Below are 19,434 nucleotides of genomic sequence, written 5' to 3'. Positions count from 1 at the left end.
CGGAGCATCGCTTCAGCCGGATTGCCGACGTATTGGATTTGTTTCACATCCAACGTCCTTGGCAGAAGGCCACTTTGGTTGGTTACATTTCCGCAAACATTGCGACTCAAGTAGGTCGAGCTGAACCAAAACGGGTCCTGACCAGACCGTTCGATGGTACTCCGAAGATCGCCTTCATTGTCCGGCGAACAATGCGCAACTCAATTCCGCACCATTACTTTCGGGGCGGTAGGGGGAGGAACAAACCTGACGTTCGGTTATCGGCGGCTCGGCGGGGAATGTTATCGGCTACCCCCGGCGCGCCGCGCCGTTCGGACCTCTTCGCGCGCGGAGCGCCGCCGGAAGACCGCCACCAACGCGGCCGAAGCCGTCAGGATAACGAAAACCCGCTCCGGTGCGGGCCCTATTCGCGTTGCGAGCGTACTGTCCTCGCGCAGCGGCAGCTCGGCGACCAGAGCGGCGGGCACGAATAACGCGGTTTCCTGCCGCACGCTGCCGTCGGCGGCAATAATTGCGCTGACACCCGATGTGGCCGCGACGACCAGGGCTCTGCCGTGCTCGACGGCACGGATGCGGGACATGGCCAATTGCTGATAGGTCATCTCGCTGTCGCCGAAGGTCGCGTTGTTCGTCGGCACCGTGAGCAGTTGGGCACCAGCCCGCATCGCATCCTCGAATGCCCGGTCGAAGGCGACTTCATAGCACGTCGCGACGCCGATGTCGATACCCGCCGCGCGCACGACGCCGTCACCATGTCCCGGCACGAAATACCCCGCACGATCGGCGTATTCGGAGAAACGACGGAAGAAGTCGCGCATCGGCAGATACTCGCCGAACGGCTGGATGATCTTCTTGTCGTGCCGCTCACCGGGGCCATCCGCGCCGTTCCACACCATCACCGAGTTGGTGGTGGTCCGATCGGGGTTGATCAGCACGGCGCCGACCAGAATCGGTGCGCCGATTCGCTCGGAAGCGGCGGTGATCAGGGCGGCCGCATCGGCATTGCGCAACGGGTCGATATCCGAGGAGTTCTCCGGCCAGATCACCACATCGGGGCGCGGCGCGCGGCCCGCCGCCACCTCGGCGGCCAGCTCTTCGGTGCGCCGCACATGGTTGTCCAGCACCGCCCGCCGTTGTTCGTTGAAATCCAGCCCGAGACGCGGCACGCTGCCCTGGATCGCCGCGACCGTGACCGTTCTGTCGCCCTTGTCCGGATCTGGTAGCGCCGACCGGAGCAGGAGACCGGTCAGCGGCATGACGAGCACGGTGAAAGCCGCAGCGGCGTACCCGAGTCGGGTCACGGGGATGTGTCTGCGCACCGCGGTCGTGGCAGTGCCGCCGGTCTCGGAATCGGCCGTTCGACGGCCGTCACCGGCCGACCAGAGCAGGGACGTCAACGCGGCCGCACCGGTTCCGGTCAGCGCCACCGCGAACCCGACCAGCGGCGCTCCGCCGACCGCCGCCAGCGCCAAAAACCAGCCGTCGGCCTGGCCGAAGGCCAAACGGCCCCAGGGGAAACCACCGAACGGGAAGTTCGATCTGCCCCACTCGGCCGCGGTCCAGGCCAGTGCCACCCACAGGGGCCAGCCGGGCAACGTGCCGACGAGCCGGGCGAGCAGTCCGAACACGCCCAGATACAGCGCACAGACGGTGGACAGCGCCAGCCACGGAAGCGGACCGACGTAGATGCCGGTCCACGGCAGCAGCGGAACGAAAAAGGCCAGTCCGGCCAGGAATCCGTACCCGAACCCCGCCCGCAGCCGACCACCACCGCGTACGGTGAGGGTCAGTATCGCGATGCCCAGCGGGGCGAGAAACCACCACGGCCGCGGCGGGAAGCTGCCGAACAGCAGCAGCCCCGCGAAGATCGCCGCCGCCGAGCGCGCCGCCACCTCGTGCCCGCGCACCACTGCGGCGATCTGCCGCACCGAGCCGAGCACTCGCTCTCCCACCATCACTCGGCCACTGTCAGCCATCGGACCGGCGACCGCCGGTCAGCCGCCGACCGCCCCCGCGCCGGTCGGCACGACGTCGACCGATCCACCGGCCGTTGGTCGGCGGAATGCGGCCGGACGGCCATGGCGTTCGTCACATGAAAAATCGTGGGCAGCATATGTCGCGAACGTAGGCCGACGCCGACGCGCCGGTTGTCCCGTGTCGGCCGAAAACCGCGAGTCACCGCCGCGCCGGAGTCATCCGGCGTCCACCCGGATATCGCCGCACCCCACCGGATCGTTAACCTCCCTTTCGCCGAAGTCGGCGTACCGGCCGCCGTTCGCCGGACGAATCGGCGATCCGCGACAGCGAGCAGCGAACCGGCAGCCTGCGATCGCGCCCGGTCGGCAAGCCATTCCGTCGCCGGATTCCATCGATCCGCCGTCCGGCAAACGACCAGCTCGCGCGCCATCCGAAGCCGCTCGTCAGCCGGAAGGAATCCGGCGTTCACCTGCTCGGCCGCCTCCTGGCGCGACAGCCTCGTCCGATGCCCCGTGCACGGTCGCGCACCGAAATCGTCCGCTCGCCCACCCTGGCCCCTGGCGCGCTCGGTCAGCGATCTGACACTCAGTGCCATATCCACTAGCCCTCCGGTTCGGCGGCGATGCTCCGCGACCACAAGACGGGCCAAGCATGGGATGGCCGAGCGCGAGTCGCCCGGCCGCCGACCTGCCAGGACCGCAATCGCCGCTATGGCAAGGACTGCGCTGGACGCGGATGGCGCGGTGGGAAGAGGGCGCCACGGCGCCGAGGCCGGCTCTCCGCCGGCTGGACGCCACCGCGCGTGGGCGAGCGAACGCACGGCGCCGAGCCGATCGACGGACAGGCCGGACACTCGGTCCTCACCGTTGCCGAATTCCGCTGCCGGGCAACCCCCCGGGAGAAACACGGTTACCGACATTCGCCGGCCGCGGTCCACATCGTGTTCTCCACCTTCCGGCACATGCTCGATGCCGACTGCCGAGCGGCTGGCCAACGCGGGCCGGAGAGACGATACCTGCCGGTCGAATGCGAAGGTCCGGGCGCGCCGAGCACACCCGTGGCGGCGCACGGGAATATCGGACACGGGACGGCCGGGAGCCACCACGTCCCCGGGCCGCTCATTTCGCATAGATCGTCACCCCGCGATGGACGGTACGCAGGCACTCGGGCAGCGGCGCGCCGGTATCCAGTGCGGGCAACCCCGGTACCCGCGAGCGCGGGTCGGTGGACCAGCGCTGCACCGAATCGGCGGCCGCGGTGACGACGAGTTCGCCGGCTTCCCAGATCGCGTACGACGCGGGCGCACCTGGCACAAGGGTGCCCGCCACTCCGTCGCGAACGCCGCCCGCACGCCAGGCACCGCGCGTGGCCGCGGCGAAGGCGGCGCGCGGGGACAGGCCGTGGCCGGGTGTGCGGTGGCCGACCGCGGCACGTACCGCCGCCCACGGATCGAGCGCGGTGACCGGGGCGTCGGATCCGATCGCGAGAGCGACGCCCGCGGCGGCCATAGCGGCGAACGGGTTCAGCGCCGCGGCGCGCTCGGCGCCGAGCCGCGCGGCGTACATGCCGTGCGGTCCACCCCACGCGGCGTCGAATCCCGGTTGCACACTGGCGATCACGCCCCAGCGCGCAAGGCGGGCGATGTGCTCGCCGTCGAGCAGTTCGGCGTGCTCGACGCGATGCCCGAGCGCCGCGACCGCCGGGCCGCCGTGCTCTGCGGTCACCCGTTCGACACCGGCCACGACGGCGTCCATGGCGGCGTCGCCGATCACGTGGAATCCGGCCTGGATACCGGCGACTGTGCAGGCCCGGATGTGGTCGGCGATCGCGTCGACATCCAGATAGCTTCGGCCGCACCCTGTTTCGTCGGCGTAGGGTGCGCGCAGCCATGCGGTGTGCGATCCGAAGGACCCGTCGACGAACAGATCGCCGCCGAGGGCGTGCACACCGAGTTCGTCGATCAGGGCGCGCGCATGCTCGACGCTGCGCACCGCCTCTCCCCAATAGGCCCGCACCTGGACCCCGTGCTCGAACTCGAGCAGCTCGCGGACGTCGGCGCGACCCGCGATCTCCGGGCCCGCGCATTCGTGGACGGCGACGACGCCGTGTGCGGCGGCGTGGTCCAGTGCCGTGGCGCGCGCTCGATCCCGTTGCGCCCGAGACAGACTCGCCAGCGCCGCGGTGCGAACCACGTGGTGGGCGGCGGCACGCACGGGCTCGCCGCGGGTGAATCCGTCGGCCGCCGCCAGCTCCGGCAGCGTGTCCAGCAGCGCCGAGGACGCGACCGCGGAGTGCGCGTCCACCCGCGAGAGGTACACGTGCCTGCCCGCGCCCGCGGCCGCGTCGATCTCCTCGACGGTGGGCGGCCTGCCCTCCGGCCAGGTGGTCTCATCCCAGCCATCGCCCAGGACCGCGCCCTCGGGGTGCGCCTGGGCGAACTCGCGCAATAGTCGCAGGCAGTGCTCGAGCGATCGTGCGGCCGAGAGATCGAGTCCGGTCAGCTTCAGGCCCAATGCGGTGACGTGCACATGCGGATCGACGAAGGCGGGCGCGACGAAGGCGCCGCCGAGGTCGATCACCTCGGCGTCCGGATGCAGCGCGCGCCCCGGTTGCTCGGCGCCCAGCCAGACGATGGTCCCGTCACTCACCGCCATCGCCGTGGCGTCGGGTGAACTGGCACTGTAGAAACGACCGCCGATCAGCAACTGGGTACTCACGAGGCACCAGTCTGCCGTATGGCCGGTCCAGCGGTTTCGGTCAGCCGTTCAGCACGGGCTGACGCGCCAGATCCTCCGGCTGCGCCAGCACCGCCATCACCTCCGCGTATTCCGGCGGCGCACCTCCGGTTCCCACGGCCGCCGTGGGCAGGCAGCCCGCCTCCACGGCGATCAGCTCCAGCCGCAGCGCCGCAGCCGTGAATCCGGAAATCGACTGTCCCGCAGCCGCCGCCGCGCGTTTCACCGCGGCGGCCAGCTCCTCGCTCACCGTCACGGTGAGTTGCTCGGTGGCCATCGCGCCACGATAGCCCTTCGCGGCGGCGCGCGGAACCGGGTGCGCCGACTTCGCCGTCAGGACGCGCTGATCGCGCGGCGCGCGTTGCCCTGGCCGTCGTCGTACCACTGCCCCACCACGACGCCGTCGACCACTTCGCCGCCGTCGACGATCACGCCACGGTACGGCGCGGCCGCGACGAGCCGACGGAAGCGCCGCGCCGCGAACGCCGTGACCAGGGGCCGTACCAGCAACCGCGTCGGAGGCAGCAGCAGGAGCAGGCCGAACACGGAGGTGACCAGGCCGGGCACGAACATCAGCACCCCGCCCGCCGCGACCAGGGCGCCGTCTGCCACGGCGGTCCCGGGAGCCACTTCCCCGCGCGCGGCCCGGCGGAACTGCTCGAACACCCGCCGTCCCTGCGCCCCGACCAGCAGCATGCCCGCGGCCGATCCGGCGATGAGCAGCAGGATGGTGGACAGCACGCCGATCAGCTGACCGACCGCGACCAGCGCGGCGACCTCGACGACGGCGTACAGCACGAACAACAGGGCGGGCATGGCGATCCTTTCGGACGATCTACCCGGTCAACGTCCCGCACCGGGATTTTGCTCCCCGATCCGCCTGATAGGTCGCTGAGATCGGCCCGGTCTCAGCCGCCCGGCCGCACCAGCCCGGTCTCGTAGGCCAGCACGACCGCTTGAACCCGGTCGCGCAGACCGAGTTTGGTGAGCACCCGGCCCACATGCGTCTTGACCGTGGCCTCCGATAGATACAACTGTTCGGCGATCTCGGCGTTGGAGCGTCCGGCGGCGATCTGCTCGAGCACCTCGCGCTCGCGGGCGGTGAGTACGTCGAGCACGCCCGGGTCGCGGGTCCGCGCCGGGTTCTCCGCGATGAGCCGGTCCAGCAGGCGCTTGGTAACCTTCGGCGAGACCACGGCGTCACCGGCGGCGACGCTGCGGATGGCCGAGACGAGGTCCTCGGGCGGAGTGTCCTTCAACAGGAACCCGCTCGCCCCCGCACGCAGCGCGCCGAGCGCGTGCTCGTCGAGGTCGAAGGTGGTCATGACCAGCACTCGGCTGCCGTGCCCTGCCTCCACGATGCGGCTGGTCGCGACCACCCCGTCCACCACGGGCATCCGCACGTCCATCAGCACCACATCGGGTCGCAGTTCGGCCGCGGCGGCGACCGCGGCCGCGCCGTTGGCCGCCTCACCGATCACGTCGATGTCCGGGTGCGCGCCGAGCACCATCTTCAATCCCATCCGCATGAGTTCCTGGTCATCGACGACGAGAACGGTGATCGGCACGTCCCCAATGTAACGTGCACGCTTCGACGCACCGGACGGCCCGTCCGGCGGCGGTTCCGCACCGATGCCGGATGCGATTGGAGTGCAGCGGTTTACGTGACGCACGCGGGACCCGGCTCACTCCGCGAGGCCGGGCCGCAGCGGGATGCCGGCGTGCACACGCCAGGATCCGTCGGCATCGCGGCCCGCGTCCAGGCTGCCGCCCAGCACGGCGACGCGTTCGCGCATCCCGACCAGGCCGAGCCCGCTGCCCTGGATGCGCGCCGAGTCGTGCGGCGAGATCCCGCCGGTGTCGGTGACCTCGATCAGCACGTCGGCGTCGGTGCGGCGCACCCGGACCCACGCCTTCGGGTGCGGCCCCGCGTGGCGCAGCGTGTTGGTCAGCGACTCCTGCACGATGCGATGCACGCCCAGACTGACCTCGGGCGCGATGTCGTCGAGTTCACCGCTCAACTCGAGTTCCACGGCCAGGCCGGTGCCGCGCATCATCTCCACGAGCTTGGCGATGCCCGCGGTGCCGTGCTGTGGCAGCTGGTCGGGCGCGTGCTCGGTGCGCAGCAGGGCCACGGTCCGGCGCAGTTCGCGCAATGCTTCGCGGCCGGTGCCCGCGATGGTGCCGAGCGCCTGTTCGGCCGCGTCCGGGTCGCGGCGCAGCGCGTACTTGGCGCCGTCGGCTTGCACGATGATGACGCTCACCGCATGCGCCACCACATCGTGCAGTTCCCGCGCGATGCGGGTGCGTTCGGCCGCGACGGCGTCGTGTGCGCGCCGCTCCTTGTCGTAGTCGGCGACCGCGAGCCGGGCCGCCACCTCGGCGTCGTAGGCGTGCCGCGCGCCGATGAACTCCGCGAGGGTCCAGCACAAGGCGTAGAACATGACGGTGAACACGCTGTCGGATCCCGCGGGCTTCCCGATCGCCACGATCGAGAAAGCGAGATCGGCCACCAGGCCGAGGCCGTACCACAGTCCGGCCCGCCGGCCGACGTAGGCGACCAGCGTGTAGAGCATGATGCCGTGGGACAACTGCGCGATGTGGTCGGCGTCGTCCTCGGAAAGGAAGCCCACCAGCGTCTCCGTGAGCGACAGCGCCAAGGTGAGCGCCGCCATGGCCCGGGGGTACACCCGCCGCAGGATGAGCGGCAGCGGCAGCAGCACCCCGACGGCCAGGTAGGCGAGCTTGTTGTGGGCGTTGCTCACACCGATGATCTCGAGCAGCACGAAAATCGCCGCCAGCACCGAATCGGCCACCACGGGCTTGCCCCGGAGCCACAGACTGAAACGACGCACGGGATCAGCCTAGGTGCGCCCGGCGCGCGAGCCGGACGGCCCCGCGCACCGGCTCCGCGCGGCCACACCCGGCGCGGCCCGGATCCGGGGTCTGGTTGTCTGGCGTGGTGGAGATCGGAGACTGGGCGGTTTTGTTGACGGCGGCGACGGCCGCGGGCTGGGTGGACGCGGTGGTTGGCGGCGGCGGGCTGATCGTGCTGCCGACGTTGTTCGTGGTGGCGCCCGGTATCGCGCCGCAGACCGCGCTGGGCACCAACAAGCTCGCCGCGGTGGCCGGGACGAGCGCGTCGGTGCTGACCTTCGCGCGCAAGGTGCCGATGCGCTGGCGGGTGCTGCTGCCCGCGGCGGTGATCGCCGCGGCGGCGGCCGCGGTGGGCGCGGCCGCGGTCTCGCTGATCGACCGCGAACTGTTCATCCCGATCGTGATGGTGGTGCTGGTCGGCGTCGCCGTGTTCGTCACGCTGCGCCCGGCAATCGGCGTCACGCTGGCGACTCATCCCCCCACCCGGCGCAAGATGATTCTCACGGTGGCGCTGGCGGCCGGGTTGATCGGCTTCTACGACGGCCTGCTCGGACCCGGCACCGGCACGTTCCTCATCATCACCTTCGCGACCCTGCTCGGCACCGAGTTCGTCCGCGCCGCGGCCATGGCCAAGGTGATCAATTGCGGGTCCAACCTCGGCGCTCTGCTGTTCTTCGGGGCGACCGGGCACATCCTCTGGGCACTGGGCGCGGGAATGGCCGTGGCGAATGTCCTCGGCGCCGTGGTCGGCGCGCGCATGGCGCTGCGCAAGGGCGCCGAATTCGTGCGCATCGTGCTGCTGGTGGTGGTGATCGGGATGGTGATCCGGCTGGGCTGGCAGCAGTTCGGCTGATCAGCCCACCGGTTCGGCCTGCTGGGTGGCGAGCCACGGCCGCAGTACTCGCGAGGTGGTCTCGTGAATCCTGCGCTGCAGGCGCTCGGCGTCCTCGACACCGGCGAGCGGTTGCTGGAACAGCACCGTCAACGCACCCGACACCGCACCGACGACCGCGCCCACCAAGGCGGCGGCGCCGACCTCGTCGAGTTCGGCCGGGAACGCCTTGTGCAACTGCCTGGCGATCTCACGCTGGGTGACCAGCTGGGCGTGCGCGGCGCGGCCGCTCACCGCGGGCACGGTCCGCGACACCTCGGCGCGCAGCGCGCCGATCCGGGCGTAGAGGTCGTCGACGAGGTGCTCGCCGGGATTGTCGCCCGCGGCGCGCAACGCGCGCAGCAAGACCTCCACCGGGCGTTCCCCGGGACGCCTGCCTGCGATCGCCACCACCGCCGCGCGCACGCGCTCGTCGGATTCCGGGAAGAGCAGCTCTTCCTTGCTGGCGAAATAATTGAAGAACGTGCGGGTGCCGACGTCCGCCGCGGCGGCGATGTCGGCCACCGTGGTCTCCTCGTAGCCTCGAGTCTCGAACAGCTCGGCTGCGGCTTCCAGGATGGCGCGGCGGGTACGTTCGCGTTTGCGGTCACGAAGGGCGGATGGCGGCACGCGGGCACAGTACGGCATCCGGCGAGCAACACGCCGTAAGCGCGAGTGTCGCGCGCGCCGTTCACCCTGCGCCGCCGGCATCCGGTGCACACCGGCACGCGATGCGGTCGAGCACAGCATGTGATCAGCAGGCGGCACCGGCTAGGTTGGTGCGGGTGAGCATCGCGACTTCCCGAGGCGTGGACGCCGAGTTCCTCGACCTGCCCCTCGCCGCGCTCGCCGACGCCGCCCTGGCCGCGGCGACGGCAGCCGGTGCCGAGCACGCCGACCTGCGGGTGCATCGTCTGGTCACCCAGTCGATCCGGTTGCGCGACGGCCGGGTCGAGGCCGTCACCGACAGCACCCGGCTCGGCTTCGCCGTACGGGTGATCGTCGACGGCACCTGGGGTTTCGCGTCGCACGCCGCGCTGACCCCCGCTACCGCCGCCGAGGTGGCACGCACCGCGGTCACCGTCGCCACCACGCTGCGCTCCCTCAACCGCGAACGCGTCGAGCTCGCCGACGAGCCGCTCTACGCCGGCGCGCAGTGGGTCTCGGAGTACGACATCGACCCGTTCGCCGTGCCGACCGGCGAGAAGCTCGCACTGCTGCAGGACTATTCGGAGCGCCTGTCGCACGCCGACGGGGTGGACCACGTCACCGCGAGCGTGCTGCAGGTCAAGGAGCAGACCTACTACGCCGACACCGCGGGCTCCTCGATCACCCAGCAGCGGGTGCGGCTGCACCCGAGCCTCGAGGCGATCACGGTGGACACCGCGGCGGGAGTGTTCGAGACGATGCGCACGCTGGCCGCGCCCGCGGGCCGCGGCTGGGAGTACGTCACCGGCGCCGACGGCGTGTGGGACTGGGACGGCGAACTCACGCGGATCCCGGAGTGGCTGGCCGAGAAGGTGAAAGCGCCCAGCGTGCAGGCCGGGCCCACCGACCTCGTCATCGATCCGACCAACCTGTGGCTGACCATCCACGAATCCATCGGCCACGCCACCGAGTACGACCGGGCCATCGGCTACGAGTCCGCCTACGCGGGTACTTCGTTCGCCACGCCGGACAAGCTCGGAACGCTGCGCTACGGCACTCCGATCATGCACGTGACCGGCGACCGCACCGAATCGCACGGTCTGGCCAGCGTCGGCTACGACGACGAAGGCGTCGCCGGGCAGCGCTGGGATCTGGTCCGCGACGGGGTCCTGGTCGGCTACCAACTGGACCGGGTCTTCGCGCCGCGCCTGGGTTTGCAGCGGTCCAACGGCTGCTCGTACGCGGATTCGGCGCACCACGTGCCGATCCAGCGAATGGCCAACGTCTCGCTGCAACCCGATCCGGACCGCGACACCAGCACCGAGGAGCTGATCTCCCGGGTGGACGACGGCCTGTACATCGTCGGCGACAAGTCCTGGTCGATCGACATGCAACGCTACAACTTCCAGTTCACCGGGCAGCGGTTCTTCCGCATCCGCGGCGGCAAGCTGGACGGCCAGGTGCGTGACGTCGCCTATCAGGCCACCACCACCGACTTCTGGGGTGCGATGGAAGCCGTGGGCGGGCCATCCACCTGGCAGCTCGGCGGCGCGTTCAACTGCGGCAAAGCGCAGCCCGGCCAGGTCGCCGCGGTCAGCCACGGCTGCCCCTCGGTACTGGTGCGCGGCGTCAACATTCTCAACACCCGGACGGAGGCAGGCCAGTGAGCGACGAGCTGTTCCCCGCGAGCGTGACCGTGGAGCGAGCGCTGTCGCTGTCGCGCGCCGACGAGGCGATGGTGATCGTCCGCGACGAGCACGAGGCGTCGCTGCGCTGGGCCGGGAACTCCATGACCACCAATGGGTCCTCGGTGTCGCGGAGCTGGGCGGTGATCTCGGTGTTCCGCGAGGGCCCCACCCTCGCCCGCGTCGGCACGATCGCCTCGACCAGCGTCGATCCCGACGACATCGAAGCCGTCGTGCGCGCGAGCGAGGCGGCCGCGCGCGACGCCGAACCGGCGCGGGACGCGATGCCGCTACTGGAACCCGACACCGTCGACGACGCCTGGACCGCACCGGCCGGTGGCACCGGCATCGAGGTGTTCACCGACCTGGCCGACGGCTTGGCCGCCGGCTTCGACAGCGCCGACCGCCTCTACGGGTTCGCGCACCATCAGATGCACACCACCTGGCTGGGCACCTCGACCGGCATCCGCCGGCGCTTCGTGCAGCCCACCGGTTCGGTGGAGATCAACGGCAAACGCGGCGAGGGCGCGGAGCTGGCCAGCGCGTGGGTCGGCGTCGGCACCGCGGACTTCACCGACGTCGACGTGTCCGGCCTGCTCGCGGACCTGTCCCGCCGCCTGGACTGGGCCAAGCGCAGGGTCGAGCTGCCCGCGGGCCGCTACGAGACGTTGCTGCCGCCCTCGACCGTCGCCGACCTGATGATCTACCTGGCCTGGTCGATGGAGGGCCGGGGCGCACAGGAGGGCCACACCGCGTTCGCGCGGGCCGGGGGGACCCGCGTCGGCGAGCGTTTGAGCGATCTCCCGCTCACGCTCTACTCGGATCCGCACGCGCCCGGGCTGGAATACCGTCCGTTCGTGGCCGCGACCGCGTCGTCGGAATCGATGTCGGTGTTCGACAACGGCTTGCCCGCCGAACGCGTCGACTGGCTGCGCGACGGCGTGATCTCCGCGCTGATCTATCCGCGCGCCACCGCCGCCGAATTCGACGCGCCCGCCGCTGTTCCGGGAGAGAACCTACTGCTCACCGGCGGCTCCGAGGCCACCATCGACGACATGATCGCGCGCACCGAACGCGGCTTGCTGCTGACCACGCTGTGGTACATCCGCGAGGTGGACCCGGCCACGCTGCTGCTCACCGGCCTCACGCGGGACGGGGTCTATCTGGTGGAGAACGGCGAGGTCACCGCGGCGGTGAACAACTTCCGGTTCAACGAGAGCCCGCTGGACCTGCTCCGGCGGGTCAGCGAGGCGGGCGCCACCGAGCTCACGCTGCCGCGCGAATGGAAGGACTGGTTCACCCGCACCGCCATGCCGCCCTTGCGGATTCCCGACTTCCACATGTCGTCGGTGAGCCAGGCGACCTGACGCCGGAGCTCAGGCCGCGGGACTGATCTCGATGCCGATGGTTCCGGCCTTGCCACGCCGCAGATTGCTGCCGAGGATGACCAGCGGGCCGGTGAGCCAGTACTTGCGCCGCAGCAGCTTGCGCACGTGTTCGGTGCCCTCGGCATCGAGGAGCCGTCCGGTTCCCTCGATCACGGCTCCGTGCGGCTTGCCGGTCGCGCTGCACGGTTGCAGGGTGACCGCCGGATTGCGGCGCAAGCGCTTGACCTTCCAGCTGTCGGTCACGGTCCAGACGTACAGTTTGCCGTTCTCGGACACCGCCCACACCGCGGTGCCGACCGGACTTCCATCCTTGCGGAAGGTGGTCAGCAGCACGTAGTCGGCCTCGGCGACGGCGTCCAGCGAATTCGTCATGCGGGCAGCGTATCCCGCACCGGCGCGCCGAGCGGTGCGGGAAGGCGGCTCGGCTCGGCGCGGACGTCCACGGCCGTGACCTACTCCGGCATCCGGTATTCCCCCGCTTCCAGCCGCGCCAGCACGCCTTCGGTCCACGTCGACAGGTTCTCGAAGACACCGCTCCACAGCTCCAGCAGATCGGTCGCGTGCGGCGCTTCGTAGCGCCCGGGATAGTCCGGGATCATGGCGAGCAGGTCGGCGCGCACTTCCTCGCTGCGACGGCGCTGTTCGCGCAGCTTCGCGATGACGTGCGCCCGGGGCAGCGCGTCCATGAAGGCGATGCCCGCGCCCAGCTCCTCCATGTCGATGCTGACCAGCGCTTCGTCCATCAGCCGGTGGAACTCGGCCACACCCGCCTCGGTCAGCTCGAACAGCGTGCGCCCCGGGCCCTGGTCGCTGGCCTGAGTGCCGAACGCGCTCAGCTTTCCCTCCCGCGTCAGCTGCTTCAAGGCGTGGTAGATCGAGCCGGGCTTGACGTTGGTCCAGGTCTCGGCCCGCCAGGACAGCAGTTCCTGGCGCACGGCGTAACCATGGACGGGCTGACGTAGGCGCAGCACTCCCAGCACCAGCAGGCGCACCACCGACATCGCGCGCTCCTTTCGTTCGCAACGCATGGTAGTCAAGTTTGACTTCCACGCGCGAGCGACCCTACGCTTCACTAGTCAAAATTGACTACCGCAGGTAACAGGAGGATTTCCATGGGCGACACGGCGGTACCGCAGCTCTGGACCGGCGATCTGGCCGGCACGCTGGAGTTCTACAAGACGCTGGGATACGCGGTGACGCACGAACAGACCCGCCCCTACGTCTACGGAGCGGTGGAGGATCACGACTGCGCCCTGCACTTCGTGCCCGCCCCCAGAGACTCCGACGTTCCCGCCGAACGCGCGGGGTGCCTGGTCATGGTCGACGATGTCGCGAACAGGCATCAGGCTTTCACCGCGGCGCTGCGCACCCGCTACGGCAAGGTGCCCGCGAAGGGCCTGCCCCGGATCACCCGCTTCCGGCCGGGGCAGACCCGGTTCACCGTCGTCGATCCGGCGGGCAACCAGCTGATCTACATTCAGCGCGACGAACCACCGAAGGTGGAATACGGCGGCTCCAAGGAACTGGACGGACTGGCCAAGGTCTTGGACAACGCCCGCATCCTGCGCGACTTCAAGGTCGACTACCCGGCCGCGTTCCGCGTGCTCGAGGTCGGGCTCGGCCGGTTCCGGGCGCAAGCTCCGCGAGCGGACGTGGCGCGGGCGCTTGCGGCGCTGGCCGAACTGGCCGTCGCGCAAGGCGAATCAGGCCGCGCCGAGGCCTTCCGGGCAGAACTACGCGCGATGGAGCTGTCCGCCGCGGAACGCGCAGCCCTGGCCGGCGAACTGCGCGCCGCCGACGACCTGACGACCTGGCTGTCGGAGATAGACGGCACATTCACGCCGCGGTGAGCACCTCCGGGCCGTCCGGCGTGATCGCGACGGTGTGCTCGGAGTGGGCGGTCCGTGAGCCGTCCGCCGAGCGGATGGTCCAGCCGTCGGGGTCGGTGACGATGCGGTCGGTCGTGCGCGCGAACCAGGGCTCGATCGCGATGGTCAGCCCGGGCCGCAGCCGATAGCCGCGCCCGGGGCGGCCCGCGTTCGGCACATGCGGGTCCTCGTGCATGGTGCGGCCGAGACCGTGTCCGCCGAATTCGGTATTCACCGGATAGCCGTAGTCCCGCGCCACCGCGGCGATGGCGGCGGAGATGTCGCCGATGTGGTTGCCCGGCACCGCGGCGGCGATCGCCGCGGCCAGCGCCTCTTCGGTCGCCCGCACCAGCCGCAGGTCCGCCTCCGCGGCGGTCCCGACGACGACCGTGGTCGCCGCATCGGCGACCCAGCCATCGATGCCGGCCGCGAGATCCATGGTGAGCACGTCGCCGTCACACAGCGCGTAGTCGAACGGAAGACCGTGCAGCACAGCGTCGTTCACCGAAAGGCAGACCGTGTTGCGGAAGGGCCCGCGCCCGAACGAGGGAGCGTAGTCCCAGTAGCAGGACTGTGCGCCGCGCTCGCGGATGCGTTCCCGGACATGGGCTTCCAGGTCGAGCAGGTTCACCCCCACGCGCGCACGCGCGCGCAACTCGGCGAGCACGTCGGCGACGAAGCGCCCCGCCACTCGCATCCGCGCGATCTCCGCGGAACTCTTCAACTCGACCATCGATCCTCCAGTGCGCCGGTATTTAAATACCACCCTAACCCGCTCGGTATTTTAATACCAGCGGGGCGCTTGCGCTGCCGGAACGGCGTCCGTAGCCTGTGCGCATGGTCCGCCTCCCGTTGACTCCCGCGCAGATCGAGGCGGGCCGCCGTCTCGGCGCCGCCCTGCGCGCGGCCCGCGCGGATCGCGAACTCACCGATGTCGCACGGGCGGCGGGGATCTCCCCGGAAACGCTGCGCAAGATCGAAACCGGCCGGTTGCCCTCTCCGGCTTTCGGCACCGTGGTGGCATTGGGCCAGGCGCTGGCAGTCCCGCTCGACGACCTCGCGGACATCTGGCGCTCGGCCGGACTCGCCGAATCCGCCTGAACCGGATCGCCGGTCGCCTTCGGCTCGATCGCGATGCCGACGGACGCGCCCGCGCCGCGCAGCAACTTGTGCCCGCGAATGGCGAGCTTGCCGATGAGGCCGTACTTGTCCGCGACCACGTCCCGCACACGCTGCGTGCCGTCCGCGTCGAGGATGCGCGCGCTGCCGGACAAGACCTCCTCCCCGGTGGGGCGGCCGCCGGCGGGAGCCACCCACACGGGTGTGCCGACGGGCGTCCCGTCCTTCTTGAAGGTGGTCAGCAGGACGAACTTGCTCTTGCTCGTCTCGGTCCACGTCATAGGGAAACCGGTATGCCCGGGCGAGGGCGGCGGCATTTGGCCGGAGAACGGTCCGCGATTACGCGTCCGGACGTAGCTCCGGGCCAGGGGCGGCTAGGCACGCGCCGCCGGCCCCACGCGGCCGCTACCCGCGATAGCGGCGGAAGAACGTGCGAACGTCCGCCACGAAGAGTTCCGGTTGCTCGGCCGCGGCGAAGTGCCCGCCCTCGGTGTACTCGGTGAAATGCTCGATTCGACTGTCGGGGTCCATCACTCGGCGCATCAGCGGATGCGTGTTGAACACGGCCCACCCTTGCGGAACCCCGGACGGCGCGACCCAGGCCATCCCGGAATGGGCGTTCTCCCAGAGAAATTGCGCCGCCGACGCGCCGCTGCGGGTGAACCAGTAGATGCTGACGTTGGTCAGCAGCAGGTCGCGGTCCACCGCAGCGCCTTCCGGCCGGGCCGGATCGGTCCACACCTGGAACTTCTCGGCGATCCAGCCGAGCTGCGCGATCGGTGAATCGGTCAGCGCGGCCGCCACCGCGTTCGGCTGGGTGGTCTGCAGCGTCAGGTATCCCTTCTGCTGGGCCCACTTCTCCCGCGCCGCGGCGAGGGCGGCGCGTTCGTCGTCGGCGAGCCCGTCCGGCATCGGCAGTTGCTCACCCACCAACCCGAGCGTGCCTTGGTCGCTGTTCACGTGCGTAGCGATCACCCGCTCCGGATACGTCGCGGCCAGCCGCCCGGTGACACCGGCGCCGAGATCGCCGCCCTGCGCCACGAACTTCTCGTACCCGAGCCTGCTCATCAACTCCGCGAACGCCTCGGTCGTGCGCGCGAGTTCCCACCCGGTCGAGGCCAGCGGCGTGGAGAACCCGAATCCCGGCACCGACGGGATCACCACGTGGAACGCATCCGCCGGATCACCGCCGTGCGAGCGGGGATCGGTGAGCGGGCCGATCAGATCCAGGAACTCCACCACCGAACCCGGGTAGCCGTGGGTGATGAGCAGCGCAACCGCGTCCGGCTCCGGCGAGCGGACATGGAAGAAGTGGATGGTCTGGCCGTCGATCTCGGTGGTGAACTGGGCGTGCGCGTTCATCCGCGCCTCCTGCGCTCGCCAATCGAACCCGTCACGCCAGTACTCCGCCAGTTCCCCCAGGTAGCGCGGCGCGATCCCGCGCGCCCAATCCGTCTCGGTGCCCGGCACCACGTGGGGCGACCGCGCCCGTCCGAGCCGCTCCCGCAAGTCGTCGAGTTCGGCCTGCGGGATGTCGATGCGGAACGGCCGGATCTGCTTCGTGTTCGTCATGCGCACCACTGTTGCGGCCATTGCGGAAGACTTTCTTCCGCGATCGCGAAACTTTCATCCGCGATTCGCCGGGCCGATCGAAGTCCGTGTGACGCCGTGCGGCGGAGAGCCGAGAATGGGTGCATGACGGCCTGGCACATCGGCGTGGCCGGCTCGGCGGCCCGGACGGCGCCTGCCGCGGATCGGGCCCGAGCGCCCGTGGGCGCCGATCTGATCTGGTACGCCGCCTACGGCTCGAATATGAGCCTGACCAGACTGCGCACGTATCTTCGTGGCGGCCGACCCGAAGGGGGAGCCATCACGCTGCCCGGTTGCCGGGACCAGGCCGACCCGATCCACTCGATGCCCCTCCTGCTCCGGGGCGTGCTGTACTTCGCCACCGAATCGCTGACCTGGACCGGCGGCCGCGCTTTCTACGACCCGGGCTGCCCGGGCGAGATCGCCGTGCACGCCCACCTGCTCACCGGCGAACAATTCTCCGACATCGTGGCGCAGGAGATGTATCGCCCGCCGGGGACGGAGGTAGACGCGAGCCGGGTGATCGAGGAGGGCAAGGTGACGCTCGGTCCCGGACGGTACGAGACCTTGGTCTACGCGGGCGCCCACGCGGGTCACCCGGTGCTCACGTTCACCGCCCCCTGGCGCTATCGCGACGTGCGGGGCAACCCACCCGCCGCCGCCTACCTGCGCCACATGGCGGCGGGCCTGCGCGCGGCCCACGGCTGGTCCACCCGGGCGACCGCGGGCTACCTCGCCACTCGCCCCGGCGCCGACCTGCGGTGGACCCCGGAGGCGGTCCACGACCTGCTCGGCGCGGCCGACCTGCGCGGCCGGATCTACGAGGAGACCGCGGCCGCCCGGGGCCACGCCCCGACCGGTGATTCGTCCTCGGAATCCCGGTAGCTGCGTGCGACCAGCGCGGCCCGCAGGTACCACACACCCGAGGCCTGAGCGGGGTCGAATCCGGTGAGCTGGCCGATCCGCTTGAGCCGGTAATCCACGGTATTGGTATGGATGTGCAGTGATCGCGCGGTGCGCTGGCGATTGAGATTCGTGCCGATGTGCCGTTTGAGGGTTTCGAGGAGTTCGGGATGCTCGTCGAGCGGATCCAGCAGTGTCCGAAGGGTTTCCAGTCCCGGGCCGGGCCTGGTGAGCTGGTACTCCAGCGCCAGATCGTCGAAGCGGAACAGTCCACGCGTCCAGCGCAGCCGCTGCACCATGTCGAGCAGTTCGTGCGCGCGGTCGGCGGCCGTCGGCACCTCGACCGGCGTCGCGGCGATCACCGTCGCGACGATCGGCACCTGCGCCGCGCGGCCGAGCCGGTCCACCAGTTCGTCGAGCGCCTTGTCCTCGAGCGAAGCGGACGGCAGCAGGATGGTGCCACCGTCGACGCTCAACAGCGACAGCACCGCATCACCACAGCGGGTCGCCAGTTCGGACTGCACCCGGCGCAGTTTCCGCCGCGCCACCACAGCACCGTCGAGTTGCGGGTTTCGCTCGTCCGGATGAGGCGGAATAGCAAGCGCGACAACGGAATACGAGTCGGCTATCTGGATGCCGCATTCGCGCGCCATGGTGAAGGTGGGGTGCCCGCCTAGCAGGGCCGAGGCGAGCGTGTGCGCGGCCGTGTGATGCTCGCCGACCACGGCGCGCAACTCGGTCACGTAGGCGCGGGAGACGGTGGAGGTGATGGTGTCCAGGATTTCCAGCAGGCGGCGGCTGATGTCCTTGAGACTGTCGAAATCGGCGGCCGTCGCGTTCGCGACGATCAGGTCGAAGCCGAGCTTGAATCCCTCGTGCACGGCGTGGTGGATGGTGTCGATCGGGATGCCCTCCCGCGCCCAGCCCGCCGCGGCGTTGCGCAGCAGGAGGGTCTTCTCGGGGATATCACTGCCGTCGAGCATGCTCACGGCCAATTCCAGGCACAACCGGGTGATGTTGGTGATGTCGCCGTTGAGCGCCTCGCCGGGCAGCGTCCGGCAGTGCGCGACGGTCTCGATGAAGTGGCCGACCATTTTGCGGGACAGATTCCGCACATCCCGTAGTGAAGAACTGGCCGGGCGGCCCGACAGGGTCAGATCCGGGCCCGCCGAATCGGTGATGGACATGTAACTCCTCCCCTCCCCGATCGCGGAAAGTACTCAACGGTAACTTGACTCGCTCGGCGAGCCGAGGGCCGAGCCCGCGGTTGGGGACAGCGCCCGAACCGAGCCGTGCGCGTCTGTGAAGCCTCACAACTCGTATGCGCGCGGTCGAATTCTCTCGATCTCCGTCGTAACGTCGGTGGCAGCAGGGTCGCCGGGCGGAGGGAGGGCCATGAACATCGGCCCGCACGAAGAAGATCGGGACGGCGTCGAGGTGTCCGCGAGATCCGATCGTGGCGCCCATCGCAGCGGTCCGGACGCGCTGATCAGAATGGGCCTCGAACTGGCCCTCGTCCTCGTCGACGCGGCCGAGGCGGCCGGGAGCCTGGCGCTGGGCCGGTTCGAGCACGCCGCGAACCGGTGCGCTCGAGCGGGCATCCCGATCGAAGCGGTGCACGCGGTCCTGCGCGACACCGTCGACGCGGGCTTCGCCGCGCCCGTGTCCGACTCGCCCGAACGCACACCCCGGGACCGGGTCGAGCCCGGCGTGCTGAGCGAATTCCTGGAGGCGCTCAACTCGGTGGTGGCGCGCAGCTACGCCAGCTGATCC

19 protein-coding genes are annotated in these 19,434 nt (G+C 70.2%); 7 read left to right on the top strand and 12 right to left on the bottom strand.

The annotated features are described in order from the left end of the window. Window positions 1-281: 281 nt before the first annotated feature. From lnt to NNI01S_RS05875, 6 genes are all read right to left on the bottom strand, one after another. On the bottom strand, window positions 282-1,955 hold the full coding sequence (gene lnt / locus NNI01S_RS05900; RefSeq protein WP_084488514.1) for an apolipoprotein N-acyltransferase: 1,674 nt from the start codon (window positions 1,953-1,955) through the stop codon (window positions 282-284). Window positions 1,956-3,095: 1,140 nt separating this feature from the next. Further along, window positions 3,096-4,694, bottom strand: coding sequence for an amidohydrolase (locus tag NNI01S_RS05895; protein ID WP_063018212.1), 1,599 nt, complete (start codon window positions 4,692-4,694; stop codon window positions 3,096-3,098). Window positions 4,695-4,734: 40 nt separating this feature from the next. Then, window positions 4,735-4,989 (bottom strand): ribbon-helix-helix protein, CopG family, encoded by a 255-nt coding sequence (locus NNI01S_RS05890; RefSeq protein ID WP_063018210.1) that lies wholly within the window; start codon window positions 4,987-4,989, stop codon window positions 4,735-4,737. Window positions 4,990-5,045: 56 nt separating this feature from the next. Continuing rightward, window positions 5,046-5,528: an FxsA family protein gene (locus NNI01S_RS05885; protein ID WP_063018208.1), complete on the bottom strand. Its 483-nt coding sequence runs from the start codon at window positions 5,526-5,528 to the stop codon at window positions 5,046-5,048. A gap of 92 nt (window positions 5,529-5,620) precedes the next feature. Next, complete coding sequence (locus tag NNI01S_RS05880; protein ID WP_063018206.1) at window positions 5,621-6,280, bottom strand: response regulator; 660 nt, start codon at window positions 6,278-6,280, stop codon at window positions 5,621-5,623. A 117-nt stretch (window positions 6,281-6,397) separates the two neighbouring features. After that, window positions 6,398-7,567 carry a sensor histidine kinase gene (locus NNI01S_RS05875; RefSeq protein ID WP_063018204.1) on the bottom strand — a complete coding sequence of 390 codons (1,170 nt, stop codon included), beginning with the start codon at window positions 7,565-7,567 and terminating at the stop codon, window positions 6,398-6,400. A gap of 107 nt (window positions 7,568-7,674) precedes the next feature. On the opposite strand from NNI01S_RS05875, the gene NNI01S_RS05870 reads away from it, so the two are divergent. Then, entirely contained in the window at window positions 7,675-8,442 is a 768-nt protein-coding gene (locus NNI01S_RS05870) for a TSUP family transporter (RefSeq protein WP_063018764.1), read from the top strand. Here the strand turns inward: NNI01S_RS05870 and NNI01S_RS05865 are convergent, their stop codons facing one another. After that, window positions 8,443-9,090: a TetR/AcrR family transcriptional regulator gene (locus tag NNI01S_RS05865; RefSeq protein WP_245675984.1), complete on the bottom strand. Its 648-nt coding sequence runs from the start codon at window positions 9,088-9,090 to the stop codon at window positions 8,443-8,445. It lies immediately after the preceding gene. Between the two features lie 155 nt (window positions 9,091-9,245). Here NNI01S_RS05865 and NNI01S_RS05860 point away from each other — a divergent pair, with 155 nt between their 5' ends. Continuing rightward, on the top strand, window positions 9,246-10,775 hold the full coding sequence (locus NNI01S_RS05860; protein ID WP_063018760.1) for a TldD/PmbA family protein: 1,530 nt from the start codon (window positions 9,246-9,248) through the stop codon (window positions 10,773-10,775). Between the two features lie 68 nt (window positions 10,776-10,843). Beyond that, window positions 10,844-12,160 carry a metallopeptidase TldD-related protein gene (locus NNI01S_RS05855; RefSeq protein WP_063018762.1) on the top strand — a complete coding sequence of 439 codons (1,317 nt, stop codon included), beginning with the start codon at window positions 10,844-10,846 and terminating at the stop codon, window positions 12,158-12,160. 9 nt (window positions 12,161-12,169) lie between these two features. Here the strand turns inward: NNI01S_RS05855 and NNI01S_RS05850 are convergent, their stop codons facing one another. Beyond that, window positions 12,170-12,553, bottom strand: a complete 384-nt coding sequence (locus NNI01S_RS05850; protein WP_063018202.1) for a PPOX class F420-dependent oxidoreductase — start codon at window positions 12,551-12,553, stop codon at window positions 12,170-12,172. 80 nt (window positions 12,554-12,633) lie between these two features. After that, window positions 12,634-13,182 (bottom strand): PadR family transcriptional regulator, encoded by a 549-nt coding sequence (locus tag NNI01S_RS05845; protein WP_063018200.1) that lies wholly within the window; start codon window positions 13,180-13,182, stop codon window positions 12,634-12,636. A gap of 111 nt (window positions 13,183-13,293) precedes the next feature. Here NNI01S_RS05845 and NNI01S_RS05840 point away from each other — a divergent pair, with 111 nt between their 5' ends. Then, window positions 13,294-14,031, top strand: coding sequence for a DUF8817 family protein (locus NNI01S_RS05840; protein WP_063018198.1), 738 nt, complete (start codon window positions 13,294-13,296; stop codon window positions 14,029-14,031). On the opposite strand, the gene map is transcribed toward NNI01S_RS05840, so the two are convergent. Further along, window positions 14,018-14,782: a type I methionyl aminopeptidase gene (map, locus tag NNI01S_RS05835; protein WP_063018196.1), complete on the bottom strand. Its 765-nt coding sequence runs from the start codon at window positions 14,780-14,782 to the stop codon at window positions 14,018-14,020. The two genes, NNI01S_RS05840 and map, sit on opposite strands and share 14 nt — an antisense overlap. Before the next feature lie 104 nt (window positions 14,783-14,886). On the opposite strand from map, the gene NNI01S_RS33260 reads away from it, so the two are divergent. Beyond that, on the top strand, window positions 14,887-15,150 hold the full coding sequence (locus NNI01S_RS33260) for a helix-turn-helix domain-containing protein (RefSeq protein WP_084488594.1): 264 nt from the start codon (window positions 14,887-14,889) through the stop codon (window positions 15,148-15,150). 423 nt (window positions 15,151-15,573) lie between these two features. Here the strand turns inward: NNI01S_RS33260 and NNI01S_RS05825 are convergent, their stop codons facing one another. Beyond that, window positions 15,574-16,740, bottom strand: coding sequence for an epoxide hydrolase family protein (locus NNI01S_RS05825; RefSeq protein ID WP_063018194.1), 1,167 nt, complete (start codon window positions 16,738-16,740; stop codon window positions 15,574-15,576). 123 nt (window positions 16,741-16,863) lie between these two features. On the opposite strand from NNI01S_RS05825, the gene NNI01S_RS35875 reads away from it, so the two are divergent. Next, window positions 16,864-17,643, top strand: coding sequence for a hypothetical protein (locus tag NNI01S_RS35875; RefSeq protein WP_063917317.1), 780 nt, complete (start codon window positions 16,864-16,866; stop codon window positions 17,641-17,643). Here NNI01S_RS35875 and NNI01S_RS05815 read toward each other — a convergent pair. Next, on the bottom strand, window positions 17,577-18,848 hold the full coding sequence (locus tag NNI01S_RS05815) for a PucR family transcriptional regulator (RefSeq protein WP_063018192.1): 1,272 nt from the start codon (window positions 18,846-18,848) through the stop codon (window positions 17,577-17,579). The genes NNI01S_RS35875 and NNI01S_RS05815 overlap by 67 nt on opposite strands. A gap of 208 nt (window positions 18,849-19,056) precedes the next feature. On the opposite strand from NNI01S_RS05815, the gene NNI01S_RS05810 reads away from it, so the two are divergent. Then, window positions 19,057-19,431: a hypothetical protein gene (locus NNI01S_RS05810; RefSeq protein WP_063018190.1), complete on the top strand. Its 375-nt coding sequence runs from the start codon at window positions 19,057-19,059 to the stop codon at window positions 19,429-19,431. The last annotated feature ends 3 nt before the right edge of the window (window positions 19,432-19,434 follow it).

Source organism: Nocardia niwae NBRC 108934 = DSM 45340 (assembly GCF_001613465.1).
GTDB lineage: Bacteria > Actinomycetota > Actinomycetes > Mycobacteriales > Mycobacteriaceae > Nocardia > Nocardia niwae.
Note: the sequence above shows the minus strand (reverse complement) of the source record. Positions and strands in the feature narration are given on the sequence as shown.

Coding starts and splice junctions, on each gene's coding strand:
- NNI01S_RS05850 (WP_063018202.1), bottom strand. CDS start 12,553: ATGACGAATTCGCTGGACGCCGTCGCCGAGGCCGACTACGTGCTGCTG.
- NNI01S_RS33260 (WP_084488594.1), top strand. CDS start 14,887: ATGGTCCGCCTCCCGTTGACTCCCGCGCAGATCGAGGCGGGCCGCCGT.
- NNI01S_RS05825 (WP_063018194.1), bottom strand. CDS start 16,740: ATGACGAACACGAAGCAGATCCGGCCGTTCCGCATCGACATCCCGCAG.
- NNI01S_RS05845 (WP_063018200.1), bottom strand. CDS start 13,182: ATGTCGGTGGTGCGCCTGCTGGTGCTGGGAGTGCTGCGCCTACGTCAG.
- NNI01S_RS05815 (WP_063018192.1), bottom strand. CDS start 18,848: ATGTCCATCACCGATTCGGCGGGCCCGGATCTGACCCTGTCGGGCCGC.
- lnt (WP_084488514.1), bottom strand. CDS start 1,955: ATGGTGGGAGAGCGAGTGCTCGGCTCGGTGCGGCAGATCGCCGCAGTG.
- NNI01S_RS05810 (WP_063018190.1), top strand. CDS start 19,057: ATGAACATCGGCCCGCACGAAGAAGATCGGGACGGCGTCGAGGTGTCC.
- NNI01S_RS05840 (WP_063018198.1), top strand. CDS start 13,294: ATGGGCGACACGGCGGTACCGCAGCTCTGGACCGGCGATCTGGCCGGC.
- NNI01S_RS05855 (WP_063018762.1), top strand. CDS start 10,844: ATGGTGATCGTCCGCGACGAGCACGAGGCGTCGCTGCGCTGGGCCGGG.
- NNI01S_RS05890 (WP_063018210.1), bottom strand. CDS start 4,989: ATGGCCACCGAGCAACTCACCGTGACGGTGAGCGAGGAGCTGGCCGCC.
- NNI01S_RS05885 (WP_063018208.1), bottom strand. CDS start 5,528: ATGCCCGCCCTGTTGTTCGTGCTGTACGCCGTCGTCGAGGTCGCCGCG.
- map (WP_063018196.1), bottom strand. CDS start 14,782: ATGGTCGAGTTGAAGAGTTCCGCGGAGATCGCGCGGATGCGAGTGGCG.
- NNI01S_RS35875 (WP_063917317.1), top strand. CDS start 16,864: ATGACGGCCTGGCACATCGGCGTGGCCGGCTCGGCGGCCCGGACGGCG.